Raw genomic sequence first — 24,085 nt, forward strand, 5'->3', positions numbered from 1 at the left:
ACCCGTAAATCCCTCCACAAGAGGGGGGAGCCGTCGAGCGGGGTGGCGTTCCCGCTCCCGGGCTGCGGCCCGTGCTGCGCGCCGGGCGTGGCCGGGCGTCGCCGAGGGTCTCACAGCATCCGCACCACCGCCTCGGTGAACTCCCCGGTGCCGGCCGAGCCGCCGAGGTCGGGGGTGCGGACGGCCGTCCGGGCCAGGACGGCGGCGAGGGCGCCGGTGACCTCGGAGGCCGCGGCCGGGTGCCCCAGGTGGTCGAGCATCAGCGCCGCGGACCAGATGGCGCCGAACGGGTTGGCGATCCCGCGCCCGGCGATATCGGGCGCGGAGCCGTGCACCGGCTCGAACATCGAGGGGAAGTCCCGCTCGGGGTTGAGGTTGGCGGCGGGCGCGATCCCGATGCCGCCGGCGACCGCGGCGGCCAGATCGCTGAGGATGTCCCCGAAGAGGTTCGAGGCCACCACGACGTCGTAACGGCCGGGCTGGAGCACGAACTTGGCCGCCAGCGCGTCGATGTGCTCCTGCTCCCACCGCACCTCGGGATGGTGCCCGGCGGCCTCCCGCACCAGCTCGTCCCAGAACGGCATGGTGTGGACGATGCCGTTGGACTTGGTGGCGGAGGTGAGCCGGCCGCCCCGCCGGGCCGCCAGGCCGAAGGCGTGCGCGAGCACCCGGCTGACCCCGGCCCGGGTGAACACCGCTTCCTGTACGGCCAGTTCGTCCGGGAAGCCGCGGTTGAGGCGGCCCCCGGCCTCGCTGTACTCCCCCTCCACGTTCTCCCGGACGACCACGAGGTCCACCTCCCCGGGCCGGACGGCGCGCAGCGGACTCGCCAGCCCCTCGAAGACCCGGACCGGCCGCACGTTCACGTACTGGCGGAAGCCGCGGCGGAGGGGGATGAGCAGCCCCCACAGCGACACGTGGTCCGGCACCTTTGGGGCCCCCACCGCCCCCAGCAGGATCGCGTCGTGCTCCCGCAGCCGGTCCAGTCCGTCGTCCGGCATCATCGCGCCGGTGCGCAGGTAGCGCGCGCAGGACCAGTCGTACGCGGTGTAGCCGAGGGCGATGCCGTGCCGTGCGGTGACGGCGTCCAGCACCCGCCGGGCGGCGGACAGGACCTCGGGCCCGATCCCGTCCCCGGGGATGAGGGCGATGCGGTGGCGGGCGGGGGCGGCGTGGTGGGTCGTCATACCGGGATTGCAGCAACGCCCCGCGGCACCGGTCAAAGACCGTTCCGCGATGGGCCCCATAGGGGCGGCCTATGGGTGGGCCGGACCGGACCGTCCGGGGCCGCCGCCCGCTTCCAGGGCGCCGTCCAGGAAGGCCCGGGCCGCCGGTGTCGGGGCCGTGCGGCGGCTGACCAGCGCGAGGTGCAGACCGGCCGCCGGTTCGAGGTCGAGCACGAGCGCCCCGGCGCGCTCGGCCGGCTCCCGCCAGGCATCGGTCACCACGGCCAGTCCGACGCCCCCGAGGACGAGGGGCACGATCGCCACGCGGTGCTCGGTCTCCACCGCCACCGTCCAGTCCACGCCGTCGGAGCGCAGCGCGTCGGCGTACTGCCGCATCCCGGTCCCCGGCTGACCGACGATCAGCCGCTGCCCGGCCAGCTCCTCCCGGCGCACCGGCGCACCGGCCGCGAACGGCCCCCCGGGCGGCGCGAGCAGGACGAACCGCTGCTCCCCCAACGGGTGGTACCGCAGCTGCCCCGGATCCCCGGCCGGCCACCCCTCCCCCAGCGGTCCGGGCACCGCCACCAGGCCCAGCTCCGCCGCACCGGTCCGGACCCGCTCGGTGACGTCCCGCGGGGTGGCGGCCGACTGCACCGCCACGGACACCCGCGGGTACCGCTGCGCGAAGCGCCGGATCAGGCCGGTCAGCGGCTCGACGGCCTGGGAGGGCAGTGCCGCGATGTCCACCCGGCCGCGGTCCAGGCCGTGTACGGCCGCGACCGTCGCGCGGGCCAGTTCGAGGCTGCGGACGGCGGCCCGGGCCGGTTCGATCAGCGCGGCCCCGGCCCCGGTCAGCACCGCCGTGCGCCCGAGCCGGTGGAACAGCTGCGTACCGAGGTCGCGCTCCAGGGTGCGGATGGTCTGCGACAGCGAGGGCTGCGCGACGTAGAGCGCGGTCGCCGCACGGGTGAAACCGCCGTGGTCCACCACCGCCAGGAAGTACTGCAACTGCCGGACGTCCACCGCGCCTGCCTCCCGCCACCGCGCCCACCGGGGCCCCTGCCCGGGTCCGGGCCCCGGCCCATTGTCGCGGTCCGCACGCTGCCGCCGGGCGCGGGAGGGGCCGTGCTCAGGTCCACCGGACGCGGAAGGCGGTGGGCAGCGAGCCCAGTGCGACCAGCTCCGCGGCCAGTTCGGGCGCGGCCGCCGCCACCGGCGCACCGTCCACCAGCGGCGCGGAGCGGTAGATCTTCCGCAGCGAGAAGTCCCAGCCGGAGGCCCGGTCGGCGTCCCGGTCGGCGGGGCGGTCCGCGGGCACGACCGCCAACCGGTGCGGCTCGTACCGGACCCGGATGCTTTCCGCCCGCGTGGCGGCGCAGGTCTCGAACGCGGACCACAGCTGCGGATCGGTCATCCGGGCGAACCGTTCCGCGGTCGGGCCGCTGCCGTCCAGCAGGCGGCGGGCCAGGCGCCGGACCACCGAGACCGGGCCCACGTTGTCCCACGAGGTGTGCAGCCGCGCTTCGGCGCCCACCAGGCGGACCAGGGCGGCGGCGGTGGCGCGGTCGGCCGACACCGCGGAGTCCCGCAGGGTGAGGCCGCGCAGCAGGGCGGCCGGGTCGGCGTCCAGGCACCCGGCGGCCCGGCCGCTGCGCACGTAGGAGTCGAGGTGGTCGAGGTTCAGCAGACCGGGGCGGCCGGTCAGCGGCGAGGGCGACCGGCCGTCGAGCACGGCGGCGACGGTCTCCGCGGCGACCGAGTGCCGCAGGAGGAGCGCACGGATCGGATCGGTGTCCAGCAGCCGCCGGCCGAGGACGTGGTGGTCCAGGCCGGACACGCCTTCGCAGGTGTGGCTCAGCGGCAGATGGCCGATGTCGTGCAGCAGCGCCGCGACCCGCAACGGCTCGTCCGCCGGGCAGAAGTGCGCGACCAGCGCGAACACCCCGAGGGAGTGCTCCAGGCGGGAGTACGACTGGATGGTGCTGAGCGCCGAGGCACCGCCGTGGGCGATGAAGTGCAGGCGGCGCAGCGGTGCGGAGCGCAGCAGGGCCACTTCCACGGGCGCCAGGCGGACCGGTATCCGCCACAGGGGATCGGTGAACACGCCGGGCATCCCCACGACGTTCGTCGGCACGGCCCGCGCGGCGGCGCCCCCGCAGTCCGGCACCGTACGCGCGCCGTTGTCGCTTCCGCTCTCCACCGGCCCACCCTAACGGCCCGCGACCACGGCCGCCCGGACCGCCGGCGGACCGCTCCGCCGTAAACGCCAACTCCCGTGCATGACCGGGAGGTTGGCGTCACCACGTGGCGGCGCGCGGGTCCCGGGGCCGCGGTCCGGGCCCGCCGGTGCGCGGCGGAGGTAGGGTCCTCGCTCGTGACTGAACCTTCCTCCCACCTCGGCTCGACAGCCGATGCCTACGACGCCGTCGCCCGCCGCTACGCCGATATGGCCCGTGACGCGCTCGACGCCTTTCCGCTGGACCGCGCGGTGCTCGCCGCGTTCGCCGCGTACGTGCAGAGCGCCGGCGCCGGGCCGGTTGCCGAACTCGGGTGCGGACCCGGGCAGACGACCGCGCACCTGCGGGACCTGGGGCTGGACGTCTTCGGTGTCGACCTGTCGCCGGTGATGATCGGCCTGGCCCGCGAGGCGTACCCCGACCTGCGCTTCGAGGTCGGGTCCATGCATGCCCTGGACCTGGCCGACGGCGCGCTGAACGGCATCGTGTCCTGGTATTCGCTCATTCACACACCGCCGGAGGAAATACCGGCGTACCTCGCCGAATTCGGGCGGCTGCTCGCCACCGGCGGCCATCTCCTGCTCGGATTCTTCGAGTCGGAGGGCGGGCCGGTCTCGGCCTTCGACCACAAGGTCACGACGGCTTACCGATGGCCGATCGACGAACTGGCGGTCCTGGCCGGCCGGGCCGGATTCGCGGAAATCGGCCGGATGCTGCGGGAGCCGGGCGAAGGGGAGCGGTTCCGCCGGGGCCACCTCGTACTGCGCAAAGGCCGGTGAACGCGGCGCGGACGGCCGGCGCGGTCCGGCGCCGCTGAGCGCCGGCCGGATCCTTTCCTGAGGCGTGCACCGGTCGGTTTCTTCGCGCCGACCGGCTCCCACGTGCCGGTACCGTCGGCCGCCCCGGATTCCGGAGAGTCCTTCCCCGGGAACCCGGGGCGGCCGTTCGGCCGTTCAGGAAACGGCTATCCCCTTCTCCCGGAAACCGCCTCGGCCTCCGTATCCATTTCCGTAGCCGTATCCGTTTCCGTAGCCGGTGTCCGCGCTCCGGGCGCTCCCGGTTCTCCGGGCGCTCCCGGCTCCTCGCCCTCCTGCGGTGGCATCGGTCCCGTGGCGGTCCGCGGCCGTACCCACAGTGCGTAGACGCCCCCGAGCAGGGCGAGCCAGACCGCGCCGACGACCAGGGCGATGCGGGTGTCGCCGGAGAAAGCGAGGAGGACCATCACGCCGACCATGAAAAGGGTGGCGGCTATCTGGGCGAGCGGCCATAGCGGTGCGGGATAGCGCAGTGCGGCGGCTTCCTCGGGGGACATCTTCCGGCGGGCGTTGAGCTGGCTGAGCAGAATCATCAGCCAGACCCAGACGGTGGCGAAGGTCGCGATCGAGGAGATGATCAGGAAGATCTTCTCGGGCATCAGGTAATTCAGCACCACGCCGACCAGCAGCGCCACGATCATGATCAGGACGGTCATCCACGGCACGCCGTTGCGGGAGAGCTTGCGCATGGCGGCGGGGGCCTGGCCGCGCTGGGCCATGCCGTACATCATGCGCCCGGCGGCGAAGATGTCGCTGTTGATCGCGGACAGCGCGGCGACGATGACCACGACGTTCAGCACGGTCGCGGCGGACTTGATGCCGAGGCCGGCGAAGATCTCGACGAACGGGCTGCCGGAGGTGCCCACTTCCTGCCAGGGGTTGAGCGACATCAGCACCGCGAGGGTGAGGACGTAGAAGAGGACCACCCGGAGCGGAATGGAATTGACGGCGCTCGGAATCGTCTTCTCCGGGTCCTCGGCCTCGCCGGCGGTGACGCCGATGACTTCGGTGCCGCCGAAGGCGAACATCACCACGGCGAAGGAGAGGATGAAGCCGTGGACGCCGTGCGGGAAGAATCCGCCGTTGTTCCAGAGGTTGGCGATGCCGACGTGGTGCCCGCCGCTGTGGCCGATACCGAAGAAGAGGAGGGCGGCCCCACCGATGATCATCGCGCCAATGGCGATGATCTTCACGAGGGAGAGCCAGAATTCGAGTTCGCCGAATGCCTTGACGCTGAAGAGGTTGAGCGCGCCGATGATGAGGATGGCGGCCAGCAGCCAGATCCAGCGCGGGACGCCGGGGAACCAGAAGCCCATGTAGAGGCCGAGCGCGGTGATGTCCGCCAGGCAGACGATGACCATTTCGAAGGCGTACGTCCAGCCCGTGGTGAAGCCGGCGAGCGGGCCGAGGTATTTCGTGGCGTACTCGCCGAAGGAGCCGGCACACGGGGCCCGGACCGCCATTTCGCCGAGGGAGCGCAGGACGAGGAAGACCGCCGCGCCGCCGATAAGATAGGCCAGGAGTACGGCCGGTCCGGCCGCCCTGATGGATTCCGACGAGCCGTAGAAGAGTCCGGTGCCGATCGCGGAGCCCAATGCGATGAAGCGAATGTGCCGCGGACGGAGACCTCTGCTCAGCGTGGCCTTTTCAGTAGCCAACTGCGTCCTCCCTTGGGACCAGTGGGGGTGGGTGCCGGACGTTCGCGGAGGCGCAGGCGGCGGGTCGGTGGAGCGCGGACCCCGGTGGTGGGGGGTGCCCTGCACCGCGAGAGGGCACCTGTATATTCCTGTATAGACAGGCATTGTCAAGAGGTGAATCGATGAGTGAACGGCGCTCGACGTCGAGCACCTCCCCCGCGGTCGGCCGCGCGCTGGACATCCTGGTGCACCTCGCGGGCCGCTCCGGACCGGTCAAGACCGCCGCCCTCGCCCGCGACCTCGGCATCCCGCGCTCGTCGGCCTACCACATCCTCACGGTCCTGGCCGAGCGCGGTTTCGTCACCTACCTGCCGAAGGAGCAGGCGTACGGCCTGGGAGTGGCGGCCTTCGAGATCGGCTCGGCGTACCTGCGGCACGAGCCGCTGGAGCGGCTGGCCCGCCCCATCCTGCGCAGTCTCGCCGCCCACCTCGGCCAGACCGTCCACCTGGGCATCCTGTACGGCGCCGAGTCCGTCTACCTCCTCAAGGAGCGCCCGCCCGCCGGCCGGTCCGGTGACGCCGAGGCCGCGCTGGTCACCGACATCGGCGTCCGGCTGCCGGCCCACCTCACCGCCAACGGGCGGGCCATCCTCGCGCACACCGCCGAGCCCCAGGTCCGGGCGCTGTTCCCCCGGCCGGGCGACCTGATCACCCGCACCGGGAAGGGGCCGCGGTCCCTGGCGGAGCTGCTGGCCCTGCTCGCCCGGGACCGGGAGCGCGGCTGGTCCGAGGAGACCGAGCTGGTGTCCAAGGGCTTCCGCTCGCTGGGCGTGGCCGCCTTCGACCACCTCGGGCGGCCGGTCGCCGCGCTCAGCAGCACCTGGCACACCCACCGCGCCCCGCACGACCCCGCGCACGTACGGGACGCGCTGTGGGACGGCGCGGCCCGGCTGACCTCGGCCGTCTCGGGCCGGGCGCCCGCCACCGCGGCCGGCCGGACCGCGGGTCAGCCCGCCGGCCGGCCCGCCTCGAAGGCGCCTTCGAGGCGGTAGCGCGAGCCGGGGTGCAGCAGCCGCGCGACGCTCACCGGGGCGCCGCGCGACCAGGTGCGGCGGTGGATCAGCAGGCACGGCTCGGAGCCGGCGACCCCCAGCAGCGCGGCCTCCTCGGGCGACGGCAGCACCGCCTCCACGATGTGCTCACCGCGGTCGAGCGGGGCCACCTCGGAGAGGAAGCTGAACGGGGTGCGGGCGGTGAAGTCCTGCGCCAAGTACCCCGGCGCGAAGCCCGGGTTGACGTAGCGGTCCTCGATCTGGATCACCGTGCCGTCCTCGCTGTGCAGCAGCCGCGAGTGGAAGACCGGCCGCCCCTCGGCGACGCCGATCTCCGCGGCGGTGCGCGCCCCGGCCGGCTCCTCGCCCAGGGCCAGCACCCGGGCCTCGTAGCGGTGGCCGCGCCGCCGCACCTCCTCGGCGATGTTGTGCACCTCGACCAGGCACGAGCTGCCCTTGGCCAGCGCCACGAAGCTGCCCACGCCCATCACCCGGCGGATCAGGCCCTCGGCGGCCAGCTCGCGCAGGGCGCGGTTGACGGTCATCCGGGACAGGCCCAGCGACGCCACGAACTGGCTCTCCGAGGGCAGGGCGTCGCCCTCCCGCCAGCGGCCGCTGGTGATCTGCTCGGACACCAGGTCCTTGACCCGCTGGTACGCCGGGACGGCGCCGGAGCCGCGCGCCTCGTAGAGCCGCGCGAGATCCGCGATCCCCGTGGTCACCTCGTCCACCCCCACCCGCTCAGGCCGGTCGTGCGGCGCGCCCGCGGTGCCTGCGGTGCGTGCGGTGATTCTAGGCGAGCGCGAAGTCCGTTCTCGGATCCGAGAAGGCGGACCGGGATGCCTGGCACCGGCGGCGCGCGCGGTCTGTCATGGGACCGCAGACCGCGGTGGCGCCCGGGACGCGCCCGTGGGAACGCGGCGGCGCCCCGGCGCCCCCACCACGGCGGCGCGGCACCGCCCACCGCCGGCCGGCCCCGTCGCCGAACCCACCACCCCCGATCCAGGAGGCACCATGACCAGCGTCGCTCCGCAGGCCCGGACCGTCCGGGCGCCCCGCGGCACCGAGCTGACCTGCCGCGGCTGGCAGCAGGAAGGCGCGCTGCGGATGCTCATGAACAACCTCGACCCCGAGGTCGCCGAGCATCCGGACGAGCTGGTCGTCTACGGCGGCACCGGCAAGGCCGCCCGCAACTGGGCCGCCTACGACGCCATCGTCCGCACCCTGCGGACCCTGGAGGACGACGAGACGCTGCTGGTGCAGTCCGGCAAGCCGGTCGGCGTCATGCGGACCAGCGAGTGGGCCCCGCGGGTACTCATCGCCAACTCCAACCTGGTCGGTGACTGGGCGAACTGGGAGGAGTTCCGCTCCCTGGAGGCCCGCGGCCTGATCATGTACGGCCAGATGACGGCCGGTTCGTGGATCTACATCGGCAGCCAGGGCATCCTCCAGGGCACTTACGAGACCTTCGGCGCGGTGGCCCGCAAGAAGTTCAACGGCACCCTGGCCGGCACCATCACGCTCACCGCGGGCCTGGGCGGCATGGGCGGCGCGCAGCCCCTCGCGGTGACCATGAACGAGGGCGTCGCCCTCTGCGTGGACTGCGACCCCTCCCGTATCGAGCGCCGGATCGCCCACCGCTACCTCGACGTCGCGGCCAACGACCTCGACCACGCGCTGCGGCTGGCCGTGGAGGCCCGCGACGCGCGCCGGCCGCTGTCCATCGGCGTGACCGGCAACGCCGCCGAGGTCTTCCCCGAGCTGCTGCGGCGCGGCGCGCCCATCGACATCGTCACCGACCAGACCTCGGCCCACGACCCGCTCGCCTACCTCCCGGTCGGGATGAGCGTCGCGGACTGGCGCGAGCAGGCCGCCAAGGACCCGGAGGGCTTCACCGAGCGGTCCCGCGCGTCGATGGCCCGGCACGTCGAGGCGATGGTGGGCTTCCTCGACGCGGGCGCGGAGGTCTTCGACTACGGCAACTCCATCCGCGACGAGGCCCGCAAGGCCGGGTACGCCCGCGCCTTCGACTTCCCCGGCTTCGTACCGGCGCACATCCGCCCGCTGTTCGAGGAGGGCCTGGGCCCGTTCCGCTGGGCGGCGCTCTCCGGTGACCCGAAGGACATCGCGGCCACCGACAAAGCGATCATGGAGCTCTTCCCGGAGAACGCGCACCTGCACCGCTGGCTGAAGATGGCCGGCGAGCGGGTGGCCTTCGAGGGCCTGCCGGCGCGCATCTGCTGGCTCGGCTACGGCGAACGGCACCGCGCGGGCCTGCGCTTCAACGAGATGGTCGCCGCCGGCGAGCTGTCGGCCCCGGTCGCCATCGGCCGCGACCACCTCGACTCCGGCTCGGTCGCCTCCCCCTACCGCGAGACCGAGGCCATGAAGGACGGCTCCGACGCGATCGCCGACTGGCCGCTGCTCAACGCCCTGGTCAACACCGCCTCCGGTGCCTCCTGGGTCTCCCTGCACCACGGCGGCGGCGTCGGCATGGGCCGCTCGATCCACGCCGGCCAGGTCTGCATCGCCGACGGCACCGAACTGGCCGCGCAGAAGCTCGCCCGCGTGCTGTCCAACGACCCCGGTATGGGCGTCATCCGGCACGTCGACGCCGGCTACGACCACGCCGCCGCGGTGGCCCGCGAGCGCGGCGTCCGGGTGCCGATGAACGAGTCGGAGTGACCGCGCGCCCCTGAGCAACGGCCGGACCGGGCCCGCCCCTTCGGGCGGCGGACCCGGCCCGGCCACGCCCCGCACCTCCGCTCCCCCTCCCACCGAACGAAGGGCAACCACCCACCCATGAACGTCCCCGTGGACATCCCGTCCGAGCCGTGGACGGGCCGGGACGACGGGCCCGGCGACGACACCCTGCGCTGGCACCACACCGTCACCCCCGACGCCGGCCGGACCCCTGACTGGGACGCCGCGTTCATCGGCTTCCGCAGCGACGAGGGCGTCCGGCGCAACAAGGGCCGGCAGGGTGCGGCCGGCGGCCCCCCGGCGCTGCGCGCCGCCCTCTCCTCCATGGCGCTGCCCGCGCCGCTGCACGCGCTGGACGCCGGGGACATCGTCGTCGGCGACGGCGACCTGGAGGCCGGGCAGCACCGCCTCGGCCAGGCCGTCAGCGCCCTCCTCGACCACCGGCGCCGGCGGCCCGTGGTGGTGCTGGGCGGCGGCCACGAGGTCGCGTTCGGCACCTACCTGGGACTGGCCGGCAGCCGCGAACTGCGCGACGGGGCCCGGCTCGGGGTGCTCAACCTCGACGCGCACTTCGATCTGCGCGACGACCAACGGCCCAGCTCCGGCACGCCGTTCCGCCAGATGGCACGGGCCGAGGAGCGCCTCGGCCGCCGGCTGAACTACGCGGTCCTCGGCGTGAGCCAGCCCAGCAACACCCAGCGGCTCTTCCACACCGCCGACGCGCTCGGCGTCCGCTACCTCCGCGACACCGAGTGCGGACTGCTCCAGCTCGCCCGCGTCGACCTCTTCCTCGACGCGTTCCTGGCGAGCTGCGACGTGGTGCACCTCAGCATCGACCTCGACGTCCTGCCCGCCGCCACGGCCCCCGGCGTCAGCGCCCCGGCCGCCTACGGCGTCCCGTTGGAGGTCATCGAGCACGTCTGCACCCGCATCGCGGCCGGGGGGAAACTGGCTGTCTGCGACGTCGCCGAACTCAACCCCGGCCTCGACGTCGACCACCGCACCGCCCGCACCGGCGCCCGCCTCCTCCACCGCATCCTGACCACCGCAACTCACCTGGCACATCAGCCCAGTTGACCACCCGGCGAGTGGGTTTACCGCGCCCGTCCGGGTGAAGGCCCTTCCGCCGCGTCGCTTGTATGCCAAAAGTGATGCGCGATGAGCACACACGACATGAGCACACAGGACACGGACACCCGCCCCACCGGGGCCGCGCGGCCCTCGCGGCGGTCCGTCGTCGCGGCGACCGGCGCCTCGGCCCTCGCCGCCGGTCTGACCGCCGCGGCGCCCGCGACGGCGCTGAGCCCCGGCAGCGCGCCCGCCGCGGCGCCGGCCGCGGCGCCGCCCGGCATCGACCCCACGGCGTTCACCACGGTCGCCCGCGCCGTCCTGGTCTACGACGAGCACGACAGGCCCCTGGTACCGGGCTATGTGAAGGTCATCCGGGACGGCCTGCCGGCCGGCCGGGCCAAGGCGACGAAGCGCGTGCTGATCGTCGGGGCCGGACCGGCCGGCCTGCTCGCCGCCGACCTGCTCCGCCGCGCGGGCCACGACGTCCTCGTGATCGAGGCCAACGGCAACCGCGTCGGCGGCCGCATCAAGACGTTCCGCAGCGGCGGCCACGAGAAGGGGGAACAGCCCTTCGCCGACCCCGCCCAGTACGCCGAGGCCGGGGCCATGCGGCTGCCCGACAGCCACCCCCTGCTCATGGCGCTGCTCAAGAAGCACGGCCTGCCGCTCCAGGAGTTCTACCTGGTGGACGTGGAGGTCGGGGATCCGTCGAAGCGGGCCAACCGCACCTGGATCCACGCCAACGGCGTCCACCTGCGCCGGGCCGACTACCAGGACAAGCCCGACCGGACCGAGCAGCTCAACGCCACCTTCGGCGTCACGGGCCCCCACCTGCGCAAGCCCGCCTCCGCCATCCTCGCGGACGCCCTGGAACCGGCCCACCAGCTCATCCGGGGCAAGACCGGCACCGCCCTCGTCAACGGATGGGCCGAGATCCTCAAGCGGTACGGCCACTGGTCCATGTACCGGTACCTCACCGAGGCCGCCGGCCTCGACACCCGGACCATCGACCTCGTCGGCACCCTCCAGAACCTCACCTCCCGGCTCCACCTCTCCTTCCTCCACAGCTTCCTGTCCAGCGCCCTGATCGCCCCCGAGACCAGGTTCTGGGAGATCAGGGGCGGCACCGCACTGCTCGCCGACGCGCTCTACAAGCCGGTACAGGGCAAGGTCAGACTCGACCGGCGGGCCGTGCGCATCGAGCGCAGCGGCGGGCGGGTGCGGGTGCACACCGTGTCCGAGGACTGCCAGACCGGCAAGGGCGGTGTCACGGAGGTCTTCGAGGGCGACGAGGCGATCATCACCGTCCCGTTCTCCGGCCTGCGGCACGTGGCCTTCGACCCGCCGCTCGGCTACGGCAAGCGCCGGGCCGTCACCGAACTCCACTACGACGCCGCGACCAAGGTGCTGCTGGAATTCTCCCGCCGCTGGTGGGAGTTCACCGAGGACGACTGGCAGCGGGAACTGGACTCCATCGAGAACGGGCTCTACAAGAAGTACCGGGCGGGCGCGGTCCGGGACGGCCGGTACCTGGGAGCGCACCGGTCCGTACGCGACCTGAAGGTGACGCTCCCCGCCGAGCTCAAGAAGTGCTTCGCCTCCTTCCGCCCCGCGGCGCACCGCGACCCCGAAGCGGCGCACACCCGCGGCGGCGGTTCGGTGAGCGACAACGCCAACCGCTTCGTCTACTTCGAGCACTCCGGCGGCACCGAAGTGGGCAAGGGGGGCGTCGTCCTCGCCTCCTACAGCTGGTCCGACGACGCCCTGAAGTGGGACGCGTTCGCCGACGACGAGCGGTACCTGCGCGCGCTCGCGGGGATCCAGGAGATCTACGGCCGCCGCTGCGAGGTCTTCTTCACCAACAAGTGCAAGACCCAGTCCTGGATGCGCGACCACTACGCCTACGGGGAGGCGTCGGTGCTCCTGCCGGGCCAGCACGCGGAGTTGTTCCCCGACATCCCCACGTCCGAGGGGCCGCTGCACTTCGCCGGGGACCACACCTCCCTCAAACCCGCCTGGATCGAAGGCGCCCTGGAATCGGCCGTCCGGACCGCCCTGCGGGTGCATACGGGCTGACCGGGACGGCGGGCGCCGCCCCGGAGCAGGGCCGGTACGCGAAAGGTCCCTTCCCCGCCTGGGGAAGGGACCTTCGACAACGAGCGCCCGGCCGGCCTTGCACCTGCATCTCCCACCGGTTGGTGGACGTCTTTCCTTGGACCACGGACGCAACGACTCCCGTCCGCGTGCCGCGAACCGAAGTTGCATCATGATCATACCGGATCCGCCGGGTGCGACGCACCCGTCCCACCCAGTTGGGCGAGCGCCTGGTCATGGACAGCGCGACCCTCACCGGCGTCCTCGACCGCCTGGAACGGGCCGGCCTGGCCACCCGCTCCCCCGACGACCGGGACCGGCGCCTGGTGCGCCTGAGGCTCACCGCGGCGGGCGCCGGTCTGCGCGACGCGGTCCAGCCGGTGGTCGCCGCCCTGAACGAGGAGATCCTGGGACCGCTCGGGGCGGAGGGGGCGGCCGGTCTCCACGCCGGGCTGCGCGCGATAGCGGCGGCGCGGCGGTGAAGCGGCGGGCCGCCCCGCGCGTGCCCCCTGCCTGGTCCATGCTCGCCCTGGTCCTGCTGGGGCTGCTGACCGCGCAGGGCGTGCGGATCGCCTTCGGCGCCTTCGTCCCCGCCTGGCGGGACGGACTGCACGCCGGCCTCGGCTCCCTCAGCCAGGTGAGTTACCTGGTCTACGGCTGCACCCAGCCGTTGGTCGGCCGGCTGGCCGGGCGCTTCGGGCCGCGCGCGGTGCTGTCCGGCGGAGTCTTCGTCGCGGGAGCCGGCCTGCTCGCCGCGGCGACCGCGTCCACCGTGCCGGGCCTGGCGTTCCTGTGGCGCACCCCCCTCGTCGCCGAGGGCGCCCTCCTGGTGGTCGCGGTGGGCCCGCTGATCGCGCTGGCGCTGCGGTCCAGGCCCGAGGACAGCGGCCACGAGCCGTACGGCGGCCCGGACACGCCGGAGGCGGCGCCGACCCAACAGGCCACCGCGCGGGGCGAGTTGGGGGCGCTGCTGCGCTCACCGCTGCTGTGGGCACTGCTCGGCCCGTTCTTCGTGTGCGGGGTGACGACGACGGGCCTGATGGACACCTACATGGTCTCGATGTGCCGGGACATGGGCGTCTCGACCGGTCTGACGGGGACGGCGGTCGGGGCGATGGCCGCGGCCAACGTCGCGGGCACCGTGCTCTCCGGCCGGCTCGGCGACCGCTACGACTGCGCCCGCCTCCTCGCCGTCCTGTACGGGACGCGCGCCGTGACGCTGGCCCTCATGGCCCTCATGCCCACCGGGGTGCCGCTGCTCGCGCTCAGCGCCGCGTTCGGTCTCGTGGACTTCGCCACCGTGGCCCCCACCCACCTGATCGCCGCCCGGCACTTCCCCGGCGCCTGCCTGGGCCTGGTCTTCGGTCTGCTGTCGATGGCCCACCAGGTCGGCTCCGCCCTGGGCTCCTACCTCCCCGGCGTCCTGCACGACGCCACCGGCAGCTACACCCCCGCGCTCCTCGGCTGCGCGGTCGCGCTGCTCGCCGCGGCGCCGGTCTGCCTCGCCGCCCGCCCGGACGAGGCCAGCCGCTCCTCCCGGGGCGTTCGACCCCTACCGGCAGATCGGTGGAAATCGGGGCGCATAGGGGTGGGAGTGTCGGGCACGTGCGTGGGTGGAAGGACACGCCACAACGTAAGGAAGGCACATCATGGCTGCGTCCACCAACTCCGGTAACTTCGCCAACGACCGCGAGCGGGCCGCCGAGGCGGGCCGCAAGGGCGGCCACGAGAGCGGCGGCAACTTCGCCAACGACCGCCAGCGCGCCGCCGAAGCCGGCCACAAGGGCGGCCACGAGAGCGGCGGCAACTTCGCCAACGACCGCCAGCGCGCCGCCGAAGCCGGCCACAAGGGCGGCCACGAGAGCGGCGGCGGCCACTGACCCGGCGCCGGGCCCGCGACCCCGGGCCCACCGCGCCGCGTCAGGCCGCAGCCGCCACCGCGCGCCTGCGGCCTGCCCCTCCCCGCCACCTGGGCGCGGGCTGACCAGAGCCCGGGCGGCCGCCCGGACCCCGTCCGCGGCCTGCCCGCCTCCTCTCCCTCTTCTCCCCCTCCCACCGCTTCCCCGGCTGTACGAGCGCCGCGACGCAGCACAGCGACGGGTGACGGGAGGTGCGGAGCACCGTCCGCGCTGCCCGGCGGGGACCGCGTGCGGGGCGGGGCACCCGGAGCGGCGGCCAGCGCCGATGCGTATCCCGACTACGGAAGGAGCCGGTATGGGACACGGTGGAAATGTCATCGCCGAGCTGACGAAGGACCACCGGGAGGTGGACGCGCTGTTCACCCGGATCGAGGCGCAGCCCGCGGGGCACAAGCGCCGCCGGGAGCTGGCGGACGAACTGACGGCGGAGCTGGTACGCCATTCGGTCGCCGAGGAGCAGTACCTCTACCCGGCGGTCCGCAAGCACGTCGCCGACGCGGATTCCCTGGCAGACCAGGAGATCGAGGACCATGCGCAGGTCGAGCGGCTGCTGAAGGACCTCGAAGGCCGCGAGGCCGACGACGCCGGGTTCGACGCGCTGGTGGCGCAGGTCAAGGCCGCGGTCACCGAGCACGTCCGGGACGAGGAAGAGCGCCTCTTCCCGATGCTCGCGGCGTCCTGTAGCCCGCAGACCCTGGCCGAACTGGGCGACAAGGTCCGCACGGCCAAGAAGACCGCCCCGACGCGTCCGCACCCGGCGGCGCCCGACACCCCGCCCGCGAACAAGATCCTCGCGCCGGGCGCCGGGCTGGTCGACCGGCTCCGCGACCATCTCACCGGCCGCGCGCACTGACCTCCCCGCCCGTCCACCCCAGCGAAAGGACGACCATGACCACCGCACGAGAGATCATGACGCCGGACGCCGAGTGCATCGGCGAGCAGGACACGATCGCGGAGGCGGCCCGCAAGATGGCCGGGCTGAGCGTCGGCGCCCTGCCGGTCTGCGGGACCGACGACCGGCTCAAGGGCATGCTCACCGACCGGGACATCGTGGTGAAGGTACTGGCCGAGGGCAAGGACCCGCAGCGCACCACGGCCGGCGAACTGGCCCAGGGCGAGGCCGTGACCATCGGCGCGGACGACGACGCGGACGAGATCCTGCGCACCATGACCTCCCACAAGGTGCGCCGGCTGCCGGTCATCGACGGGCACCGCCTGGTCGGCATCGTCGCCCAGGCCGACGTCGCCCGCGCACTGCCCGACCCGCACGTCGGGGACCTCCTCGAAGCCCTCTCCGCCTGACGCCCCGGGCCCCTCGGAACGCCGCGCACGGTGCTGCACCCGCACGCCCGCGTGGCGTTCGCGCGTGCCCGGCGGTCCCGCGTGGCGGTGCGGCATCGCGGCCGCGGCGCGGCTGTCGGTGATCCGTAGGCGAGGCGTCGGTGGCCCCTGGGAGCGTGGCGGGCACGCCGCCGCTCCGCCGAGCGGCAGGCACCGCCCGCCCCGGGGCGTCCGCCGTCCCGGTCCCGCCGCAGCAAGGGAGCCACCGCCATGCCGTCCACCCCCGCCACCCCGCCCTGGGACGTCCGCCGGCTGCCGCGCGCCGAGGGCCGCGTGGTCCTCGTCACCGGCGGCAACGCGGGCATCGGGTACTTCACCGCGGAGCAACTGGCCACCACCGGAGCCACCGTCGTGCTGGGCAGCCGGGACGCGGCGAGGGCCGAGGCGGCCATGGCGTCGATCCGGGCACGGGTGCCCGGCGCCCAGGTCCGGGCCGTCCGGCTCGACCTGGCCGACCTCTCCTCCCTCCCCGCCGCGGTGGACGCCCTCCCGGACCGGCGCCTCGACGCGGTGGTGCACAACGCCGGTGTCGCCCTCGACGCCCCGCCCCGCCGCGAAACCGGTCACGGCCACGAGTTCATGTTCGGCATCAACCACCTCGGCCACTTCGCACTGACCGGCCACCTGATGCCGCTCCTCGCGGCCGCGCCGGCGGCCCGCATCGTGACCGTCGGCAGCTTCGCGGCGAAAACGGAACGACTGGACCTGGCCGACCTGCAATCCCTGCGGGACTACCGCGCCAAGCGCAGCTACGGGCGGTCCAAGCTGGCGCAGATGTACTTCGGGCTGGAACTCGACCGCCGCCTGCGGGCCGCCGGCAGCCCGGTGGCGAGCGTGGTGGTCCATCCCGGCGGTGCCCTGGACTCCCTCACCCCGCCCCGGCCGCAGGTGCAGCAACGGAGCGCCGGCGCACGGCTGCGCGCGGCCCCGGCCGGCCTCCTCGTGCAGGGCAAGGACGCCGGTGCCTGGCCCGCGGTCCGCGCGGTCCTCGACCCGGCCGTACGCGGCGGGCAGCTGTGGGGGCCGCGGGTCTTCGGTCTGCGCGGCACGCCCCGGCTCGAAGCGCTCTGGAGCCATCTCACCGACACCGCCGTCGCCGCCCGCCTGTGGGCGGCGAGCCGCGACCTGGCCGGCATCGACCCCGGCCCCCTGCCCCGCTAGCGCTCCGCTGATACCGTCCGGCGGCCGGTCCGCGCCAACCGGCCGCCCCGACGGGTGAGTTGCGCGTGCCGGTGCCGGCTACCGGCCGCGGACGGCGGGACTCACCGCCCTCCGCATGATCAGCGACGAGCAGGGTGGCGCGCTCGGTCCGCACGAGGCCCCCGGCGACGTCCGCCGGCCCGCCGCCGACCGGCCCCGCACGTCCCGTTGCTCCGTTCGCGTGTGACTGCCGGGTGGGTGCCGCGTGTCGGCGGCGCAGCGCCGCCGGGGCTCCCCCGCGCCGGAAAAATGACGGCTGGCAGCCGCCACCGCTTCGGCGTACCGCGTATCGGGAGACACAGGACTTGTGAGCATTCTCAACGACCCCACGGGGCCGGCCACCACCGACGACAGTGCTGTGCCGGTCCGGCGAAAGCGCCCCGGCCTGGTCGTGGTGAAGTGGCTGACGACCACCGACCACAAGGTGATCGGCTCGCTGTATCTGGCGACGTCGTTCGCGTTCTTCCTGGTCGGTGGCCTTCTGGCGCTGGTGATGCGCGCCGAGCTGGCGCGGCCGGGCCTCCAGATCATCTCCAAGGAGCAGTTCAACCAGGCGTTCACGATGCACGGCACGGCGATGCTGCTGATGTTCGCGACGCCGCTGTTCGCCGGATTCGCGAACTGGATCATGCCGTTGCAGATCGGCGCGCCGGACGTGGCGTTCCCCCGGCTGAACATGTTCGCCTACTGGCTCTACCTCTTCGGCTCGCTGATCGCGGTCAGCTCGTTCCTCACCCCGCAGGGCGCGGCGGACTTCGGCTGGTTCGCGTACTCGCCGCTGACGAACGACGTCTTCTCGCCGAACATCGGCGGTGACCTGTGGGTCATGGGCCTGGCGTTCTCCGGCTTCGGCACGATCCTGGGCTCGGTCAACTTCGTCACCACCATCATCTGCATGCGCGCCCCGGGCATGACGATGTTCCGGATGCCGATCTTCACCTGGAACGTGCTGCTCACCGGCGTCCTGGTGCTGTTCGCCTTCCCGGTCCTGGCGGGGGCGCTGCTGGCGCTGGAGGCGGACCGCAAATACGGCGCCCACGTCTTCGACACCGCCAACGGCGGGGCGCTGCTGTGGCAGCACCTCTTCTGGTTCTTCGGGCACCCGGAGGTCTACATCATCGCGCTGCCGTTCTTCGGCATCATCAGCGAAGTGATCCCGGTGTTCGCCCGCAAGCCGATGTTCGGCTACATCGGACTGATCGCCGCGACGATCTCCATCGCCGGCCTCTCCATCACCGTGTGGGCGCACCACATGTTCGTCACCGGCGGGGTGCTGCTGCCGTTCTTCTCCTTCATGTCCTTCCTGATCGCGGTCCCGACCGGGGTGAAGTTCTTCAACTGGATCGGCACGATGTGGAAGGGCGCGCTCTCCTTCGAGACGCCGATCCTGTGGGCCATCGGCTTCCTCGTCACCTTCCTGTTCGGCGGCCTGACCGGCGTGATCCTGGCGTCGCCGCCGATGGACTTCCACGTCTCCGACTCGTACTTCGTGGTGGCCCACTTCCACTACGTGGTCTTCGGCACGGTCGTCTTCGCGATGTTCGCCGGCTTCCACTTCTGGTGGCCGAAGTGGACCGGCAAGATCCTGGACGAACGGCTCGGCAAGATCACCTTCTGGACGCTGTTCATCGGCTTCCACACCACGTTCCTCGTCCAGCACTGGCTGGGCGCCGAGGGCATGCCGCGCCGCTACGCCGACTACCTGGCCGCCGATGGCTTCACCGCGCTGAACACGGTGTCCACGATCGGTTCGTTCGTCCTGGGCGCGTCGATGCTGCCGTTCCTCTACAACGTCTGGAAGACCGCCAAGTACGGCACGCCGGTCGCGGTGGACGACCCGTGGGGCTACGGCCGCTCGCTGGAATGGGCCACGAGCTGCCCGCCCCCGCGGCACAACTTCCTCACGCTGCCGCGCATCCGCAGCGAGTCCCCGGCGTTCGACCTCCACCACCCCGACCTCGCGCGCGTCGAGGCGCCCGCGCACCACGAAGTCCGGCCATGACCGACCGAGGACACCCGTGAGCGGAACACCGGGTCACCGCACCGACAGCGAACGCCTCGGCAACGAGGTCGAGGGGTACCTGCTGTGGCAGGCCAGGGTCCGCGAGGCGGAGCAGCGGGCGGAGGAGTTCGTCCGGCCCCTGGAGTGGCTGACGACCTCGCAGCGCGTGGAGATCGAGCAGCGCTACGTGGAGGACAGCCTGCGACGGGCCCGCCGGGACCTCGAACGCATCGCCGCCCGGTGCCGGTCGCTGCGCGCCGAATACGAGGCCCGCTACCGACAGCTGCGGCACCGCTGCCTCGCCCTGACCCTGGCCACCTGCGCGGGCCTGGGCATGCTCGTCACCTTGCTGCTACGCGCCTGACGCACGACGCCCGGCCCATGACACCCGACCCATGACGCCTGACGTACGACGCCTGAGGGGCGTGGTGCGTCGGGCGTCTCGGCGATTCGGGGAGGCGCACCGCGGGCTGCGGCGGCCGGCCCCCAGCCGTATCCCACCAGCCGGCCCATCGGGGCCCTGCGCCGAGACAACGCCGGCACGGCGTGCATCATCTCGGTGCCGCACTCGGGGCAGGGGCGGTCGACGGGGTCGGCGGGGCTCCAGCGGGTCCAGCCGCCGGTCTTCCAGCCGGGGGCGTGGCAGAGGTTGTTCAGGTAGAGCTCGCCCGGGTCGTCCGCGTACGTGGTGTACCGCGCGGGGTCGATCGCCTCCCAGCGGCTCATGTCCGCCAGCCGCTCCCGCAGCTGGCGGCTCAGCTCCGAGGGGTTGGGGAATTCGGTGACCTGCTCGGGTGAGAGGAGGCACGGCTCCGGGAGGTAGGAGGGGGACTGCACGATGGGCGGCTCGGGTGGGGCGTCGAGGACGTGTGGGGTTCGGGCGGGATGCCTCGTTCCTCACCGCGCGCTTCCGCCAGGCCGCCTGGTTCGGCGGTGCCCGGTTCAGCGGCGAGACCTGGTTCCGTGCGGCAGAGTTCCGCGGTGAAGCCGGCTTCCTCAGGGCTGCCTTCGAACGGGGCGGTGGGGTAGGCCCGTTGGTCTGCCTGGGGACGGTGGAGCTTTCGGAGGCCACCTTCGGAGCTTCCGTGACCATCGAGGTGGCGGCACCGGCGGTGGTCGGCCGGCGGACGCGCTGGGCGTCGACCGCCGCACTGCGGCTGCGGCACGCCGAGGTCGACTTGAGCGACGCCGTGCTGGAACACCCGGTGAGCATCGCCGCCCGTTCCCGCCCCTTCACCACGGGCGGCGAGCCGTTGGCGGAGAGGGGTTCGCCCGGCAGCCGGGTACGTGTCGTGTCACTGCGGGGAGTCGATGCGGCGCCACGCCGTCGACATCCCCTGGGCCGAACGGGCGCTGCTCACCGCGTACTGGGCGCTGTCCGGCTACGGACTCCGGGCGTCCCGGGCCTTCCTGTGGCTGATGGCGGCCATGGCCGCCACGATGCTGGCGATGATCCTGTGGGGCCTGCCCCGGCACGACGTGCAGCCGACCAGCACCGGCACCCTCACCCGCCCCGGCACGATCACGCTCGTCACCACACCCTCCGGCCCGGCCGACCCCACCGGGCCGTACCGTGAGCGCTCCTCCTCGGCGGCGTCAGCCGGCCGTGCCGTCGGGGAGGGCGGCCGGGGCGGGGACGGCCGGGGCGGCCGGTGGGCCGGGGAGGCGGCGGGCCGCTGCCCAGGAGGTCGCCGTGACACAGGCCATGACCGCGTAGACCGCCTGGTAGCCGCCGGTGGCGTCGGCGAGGCGCCCGGTCACGGAGGGGCCCGCGAAGCTGGCGACGTTGGCGAGCGCGTTGACCCCGGCGATGGCGGTCGCCGCGTGCCGGCCGGCCAGTGCGCCGGTGCAGCGGCTCCAGAGGGCGGGCACCGCGGCGAGGTTCGCCGCGACCATCACGGTGAGCGCGGTCAGAGTGAGGACGGGGAGGTGGGAGAGCGCGGCTCCGGCGGCGGCGAGGGCGGAGCCCGCGAGGGGCACGGTGATGAGCGACGCCCGGTGGCCCGCCCGGTCGCCGTGGCGGCTCCAGAGCAGCATGGCCGGGACGGCGACCACGTACGGGAGGGCGGCCAGCGCGGCGACGCCGGCCGGGCGCACGCCGGGGAACAGGCCGGTGAGGACCTGCGGCAGGAAGAACTGGAGCGCGTACGCGGCGAAGGCCATGCCCGCCTGCACCAGCGCGAAGTGCGCGACGCGGCCGAGGACCGCGCCGCCCGTGCGGTCGGGCGGGGTGTCCGACGCCACCTCGGCCGCCAGTTCCCGGCGTTGGGCGATCGACAGCCAGGCGGCCCGGTCCGGTGCGTCGGGCAGGAGGCGGAGTGCCGCGATCCCGAGGACGACGGCGGGCGCGCCCTCGATCAGGAACATCGACCGCCAGCCGCTGAGGCCGAAGAGGCCGGCGTGCTCGACCAGCAGGCCGGAGGTGGGCAGGCCGATGGCGGTGGCCACGGGGATGGCCAGCAGGAACGCCGCCAGCGCCCGGGTGCGCCGGCGGGCGGGGAACCAGGTGGTCAGGTAGGCGACGACACCGGGGAAGAAGCCGGCCTCGGCCAGCCCGAGGAGGAAGCGGGCCAGGAACAGCCCGCGGGCGTCGGCGACGAACGCGGTGGCGGCCGAGCACAGCCCCCAGGCGGTGATCACCCCGGCCAGCCAGCGGCGGGCACCGAACCGGTTGAGCGCCCAGGCGGCCGGGACCTGGAAGACGAGGTAGCCGATGAAGAAGATCCCGGCGGCCGTTCCGTAGGCGGTGGGGCTCAGGTGGAGTTCGGCGTTCATGGCCAGGGCGGCGACGCCGATGTTGGCGCGGTCGAGGAAGTTGACCACGTACAGCACGAACAGCAGCGGCAGCAGGCGCCGGGCCACCGTACGCACCGCCGTCCGTCCGCCCGCCGCCTGCCCGGCCGCCCGCTCCCCCGCCGCCGCCCCGCCCGCACCCGCCTCCGCTGCCGCCGTCATGGTGTGCCGCCTTCCGCATCCCTTGTCACGACATGTCACCTTCCATCACGGAGTACAACGAGGGGGAACGGCACCGGATGTGCGGGAGGAGGGGCACCGGGGCGCGCGGACCGGCCTGCGGCCGCGGCGCGCTGTGCGCCGGAGTGCGAGGGGGTGAGTGGGCGCCCGGGGCGGCGAGCGGATCGGGGCCGTTTCCGTTCGGGACCGGTCCGGTCCGGCCCCTTCCGGCCGCTTCCGGCCCGTTCCGGTCCCTTCCCTTCCGGAAGGCGCCTGCCGGTAAGCAGCCGGTCAGGGGCGGCCCGTCCGAGGAGGGCGGTCCGTGTGCGCATGTCCCACTCCGGCCCGGGTGGTCCCGGGCTCAGCCGTCGGCGCCAGGGACGGGGTTTCCGCTACCTCGACGCCTCGGGCAGGCCGCTGCGCGACCCGGCGGAACCGGCCCGGATCAGGGCCCTGGCCATCCCCCGGCCTGGGAAGAGGTCCCGGTGGAGCACGAGCCCTGGCCCCTGTACGCGGCCACCGCCGGCGGCCTCAGCCAGAGCGTCACGGCCGCGGGCGGTGTCAGGGCCGTGTCAGCGGGATGTCAGGGCGGTCGGCGAGCGTGGTCGCATCAACCGCCACGAAAGGACATCCGGTGAGCGACACGGCCCCCCTCCCCAACGGTCTGACCAGTGAGCGCGATGCGGGACCCTTCGACCCGCCCTCGCAGTTCACCCGGCTGCGGGAGTCCCGCCCGGTCAGCCCGCTGCTCTTCCCCGACGGCCACGAGGGCTGGCTGGTCACCGGATACGAGGCGGCCCGCCAGGTGCTGGCCGACACCCGGTTCAGCTCCCGCCAGGACATCGGCATCCTCCACGTCCCCTACGAGACCCCCGGCATGCCCGCCCCGACCGAACCCTCCCCGCAGGAGCCGGGCCTGTTCATCTCCATGGACCCGCCGGACCACACCCGGCTGCGGCGCAAGCTCACCGGCGCGTTCACCGTCAAGCGCATGAAGCAGCTCGAGGACCGCATCGCGGAGATCACCGAACGGCAGCTGGACGAGATGGCGCGGCTGGCCCCGCCGATCGACCTGGTGAAGGAGTTCGCGCTGCCGGTGCCGTCCCTGGTGATCTGCGAACTGCTCGGCGTCCCCTACGAGGACCGGGACGGCTTCCAGGCCGACTCCGCCCAGTTCATGGTCAAGGACCAGACGCTGGAGGAGAAGATCGCCGCGTACACCGGGCTGACCACGTACCTCACGGAACTGGTCGCCCGCAAGCGCGCCGAGCCCGCCGAGGACATCCTGTCCGACCTGGCCCGGCAGGACGACCTGTCCACCGAGGAACTGGTCGGCATCTCCTTCCTGCTGCTGCTCGCCGGCCACGAGACCACCGCCAACATGCTGGCGCTGGGCGCCTTCGCGCTCCTGGAGCACCCCGACCAGCTGGCCGCACTGCGCGCCGACCCGGACCTGCTGCCCGACGCCGTCGAGGAACTCCTGCGCTACCTGGCCGTCGGCGACATCTTCTATCGCTACGCCACGGAGGACCTCGAAGTCGGCGGGGAGACCATCCCCGCGGGATCGACCGTCGTGGTCTCGGTGCTCACCGCCAACCGCGATCCGCAGCGCTTCGAGGACCCCGACGCCCTGGACGTCCACCGCAGGGCCCGCGGCCACCTGTCGTTCGGACACGGCGTCCACCAGTGCCTGGGCCAGCAGCTGGCCCGTATCGAGATGCGCGCCGGTTTCGGCGGACTGCTGCGCCGCTTCCCGACCCTGGAACTCGCCGTCCCGGCCGACGAGGTCAAGCTCAGGACCGATATGAACATCTACGGCGTGCACGCGCTGCCGGTGTCCTGGACGTAACCGCAGCGGGGGCCGCCGGTGGGTCGTGCGGGCGCCCGGCGTCCGGA

General features: G+C 73.5%; 20 protein-coding genes. 14 read left to right on the top strand and 6 right to left on the bottom strand.

The window, feature by feature from the left end; all coding sequences use genetic code 11:
* Window positions 1–110: 110 nt before the first annotated feature.
* From MUU72_RS06775 to MUU72_RS06785, 3 genes are all read right to left on the bottom strand, one after another.
* Window positions 111–1,187 carry a tartrate dehydrogenase gene (locus MUU72_RS06775; RefSeq protein WP_248012206.1) on the bottom strand — a complete coding sequence of 359 codons (1,077 nt, stop codon included), beginning with the start codon at window positions 1,185–1,187 and terminating at the stop codon, window positions 111–113.
* A gap of 69 nt (window positions 1,188–1,256) precedes the next feature.
* Window positions 1,257–2,189: a LysR family transcriptional regulator gene (locus MUU72_RS06780; protein WP_248012207.1), complete on the bottom strand. Its 933-nt coding sequence runs from the start codon at window positions 2,187–2,189 to the stop codon at window positions 1,257–1,259.
* Window positions 2,190–2,295: 106 nt separating this feature from the next.
* The gene (locus tag MUU72_RS06785) at window positions 2,296–3,366 is read right to left on the bottom strand and encodes an HD domain-containing protein (RefSeq protein WP_248012208.1); all 1,071 of its coding nucleotides are present in this window, start codon (window positions 3,364–3,366) and stop codon (window positions 2,296–2,298) included.
* 174 nt (window positions 3,367–3,540) lie between these two features.
* Between MUU72_RS06785 and MUU72_RS06790 the strand changes: the two genes are divergently transcribed.
* Window positions 3,541–4,182 (top strand): class I SAM-dependent methyltransferase, encoded by a 642-nt coding sequence (locus MUU72_RS06790; RefSeq protein WP_248012209.1) that lies wholly within the window; start codon window positions 3,541–3,543, stop codon window positions 4,180–4,182.
* 185 nt (window positions 4,183–4,367) lie between these two features.
* Here MUU72_RS06790 and MUU72_RS06795 read toward each other — a convergent pair whose 3' ends face one another.
* On the bottom strand, window positions 4,368–6,020 hold the full coding sequence (locus tag MUU72_RS06795; RefSeq protein WP_282503741.1) for an amino acid permease: 1,653 nt from the start codon (window positions 6,018–6,020) through the stop codon (window positions 4,368–4,370).
* Window positions 6,021–6,037: 17 nt separating this feature from the next.
* Between MUU72_RS06795 and MUU72_RS06800 the strand changes: the two genes are divergently transcribed.
* On the top strand, window positions 6,038–6,907 hold the full coding sequence (locus MUU72_RS06800) for an IclR family transcriptional regulator (protein ID WP_248012211.1): 870 nt from the start codon (window positions 6,038–6,040) through the stop codon (window positions 6,905–6,907).
* Here the strand turns inward: MUU72_RS06800 and hutC are convergent.
* Entirely contained in the window at window positions 6,862–7,629 is a 768-nt protein-coding gene (hutC, locus tag MUU72_RS06805; RefSeq protein WP_248012212.1) for a histidine utilization transcriptional repressor HutC, read from the bottom strand. The genes MUU72_RS06800 and hutC overlap by 46 nt on opposite strands.
* A 292-nt stretch (window positions 7,630–7,921) precedes the next feature.
* Between hutC and hutU the strand changes: the two genes are divergently transcribed.
* The 11 genes from hutU to MUU72_RS06865 all read left to right on the top strand — a co-directional run bounded on the left by hutU (window position 7,922) and on the right by MUU72_RS06865 (window position 19,601).
* Window positions 7,922–9,592: a urocanate hydratase gene (gene hutU / locus MUU72_RS06810; protein ID WP_248012213.1), complete on the top strand. Its 1,671-nt coding sequence runs from the start codon at window positions 7,922–7,924 to the stop codon at window positions 9,590–9,592.
* A 117-nt stretch (window positions 9,593–9,709) separates the two neighbouring features.
* Window positions 9,710–10,687: a formimidoylglutamase gene (hutG, locus tag MUU72_RS06815; RefSeq protein WP_248012214.1), complete on the top strand. Its 978-nt coding sequence runs from the start codon at window positions 9,710–9,712 to the stop codon at window positions 10,685–10,687.
* A gap of 81 nt (window positions 10,688–10,768) precedes the next feature.
* Window positions 10,769–12,757: a flavin monoamine oxidase family protein gene (locus tag MUU72_RS06820; RefSeq protein ID WP_372503011.1), complete on the top strand. Its 1,989-nt coding sequence runs from the start codon at window positions 10,769–10,771 to the stop codon at window positions 12,755–12,757.
* Window positions 12,758–12,969: 212 nt separating this feature from the next.
* Complete coding sequence (locus tag MUU72_RS06825; RefSeq protein ID WP_248012215.1) at window positions 12,970–13,257, top strand: MarR family winged helix-turn-helix transcriptional regulator; 288 nt, start codon at window positions 12,970–12,972, stop codon at window positions 13,255–13,257.
* A 20-nt stretch (window positions 13,258–13,277) separates the two neighbouring features.
* Window positions 13,278–14,450, top strand: a complete 1,173-nt coding sequence (locus MUU72_RS06830; RefSeq protein ID WP_248012216.1) for an MFS transporter — start codon at window positions 13,278–13,280, stop codon at window positions 14,448–14,450.
* Complete coding sequence (locus MUU72_RS35855; RefSeq protein ID WP_372503012.1) at window positions 14,425–14,655, top strand: con-10 family general stress protein; 231 nt, start codon at window positions 14,425–14,427, stop codon at window positions 14,653–14,655. Before MUU72_RS06830 ends, MUU72_RS35855 begins: the two co-directional genes overlap by 26 nt.
* 334 nt (window positions 14,656–14,989) lie before the next feature.
* Window positions 14,990–15,547, top strand: coding sequence for a hemerythrin domain-containing protein (locus tag MUU72_RS06845; RefSeq protein WP_248012217.1), 558 nt, complete (start codon window positions 14,990–14,992; stop codon window positions 15,545–15,547).
* 35 nt (window positions 15,548–15,582) lie between these two features.
* Window positions 15,583–15,996, top strand: a complete 414-nt coding sequence (locus MUU72_RS06850; protein WP_248012218.1) for a CBS domain-containing protein — start codon at window positions 15,583–15,585, stop codon at window positions 15,994–15,996.
* A 249-nt stretch (window positions 15,997–16,245) separates the two neighbouring features.
* A complete protein-coding gene (locus MUU72_RS06855) occupies window positions 16,246–17,196 on the top strand; it encodes an SDR family NAD(P)-dependent oxidoreductase (protein ID WP_248012219.1) in 951 nt (316 codons plus the stop codon).
* Window positions 17,197–17,542: 346 nt separating this feature from the next.
* Window positions 17,543–19,237, top strand: coding sequence for an aa3-type cytochrome oxidase subunit I (gene ctaD / locus MUU72_RS06860; RefSeq protein ID WP_248012220.1), 1,695 nt, complete (start codon window positions 17,543–17,545; stop codon window positions 19,235–19,237).
* Between the two features lie 16 nt (window positions 19,238–19,253).
* Entirely contained in the window at window positions 19,254–19,601 is a 348-nt protein-coding gene (locus tag MUU72_RS06865; RefSeq protein WP_248012221.1) for a cytochrome C oxidase subunit I, read from the top strand.
* Between the two features lie 1,232 nt (window positions 19,602–20,833).
* On the opposite strand, the gene MUU72_RS06870 is transcribed toward MUU72_RS06865, so the two are convergent.
* Complete coding sequence (locus MUU72_RS06870; protein WP_248012222.1) at window positions 20,834–22,192, bottom strand: MFS transporter; 1,359 nt, start codon at window positions 22,190–22,192, stop codon at window positions 20,834–20,836.
* Window positions 22,193–22,823: 631 nt separating this feature from the next.
* Here MUU72_RS06870 and MUU72_RS06875 point away from each other — a divergent pair.
* The gene (locus MUU72_RS06875; protein WP_248012223.1) at window positions 22,824–24,038 is read left to right on the top strand and encodes a cytochrome P450; all 1,215 of its coding nucleotides are present in this window, start codon (window positions 22,824–22,826) and stop codon (window positions 24,036–24,038) included.
* Window positions 24,039–24,085 lie beyond the last annotated feature (47 nt).

It is taken from the genome of Streptomyces rhizoryzae (genome assembly GCF_023155275.1).
GTDB classification, from domain to species: domain Bacteria; phylum Actinomycetota; class Actinomycetes; order Streptomycetales; family Streptomycetaceae; genus Streptomyces; species Streptomyces rhizoryzae.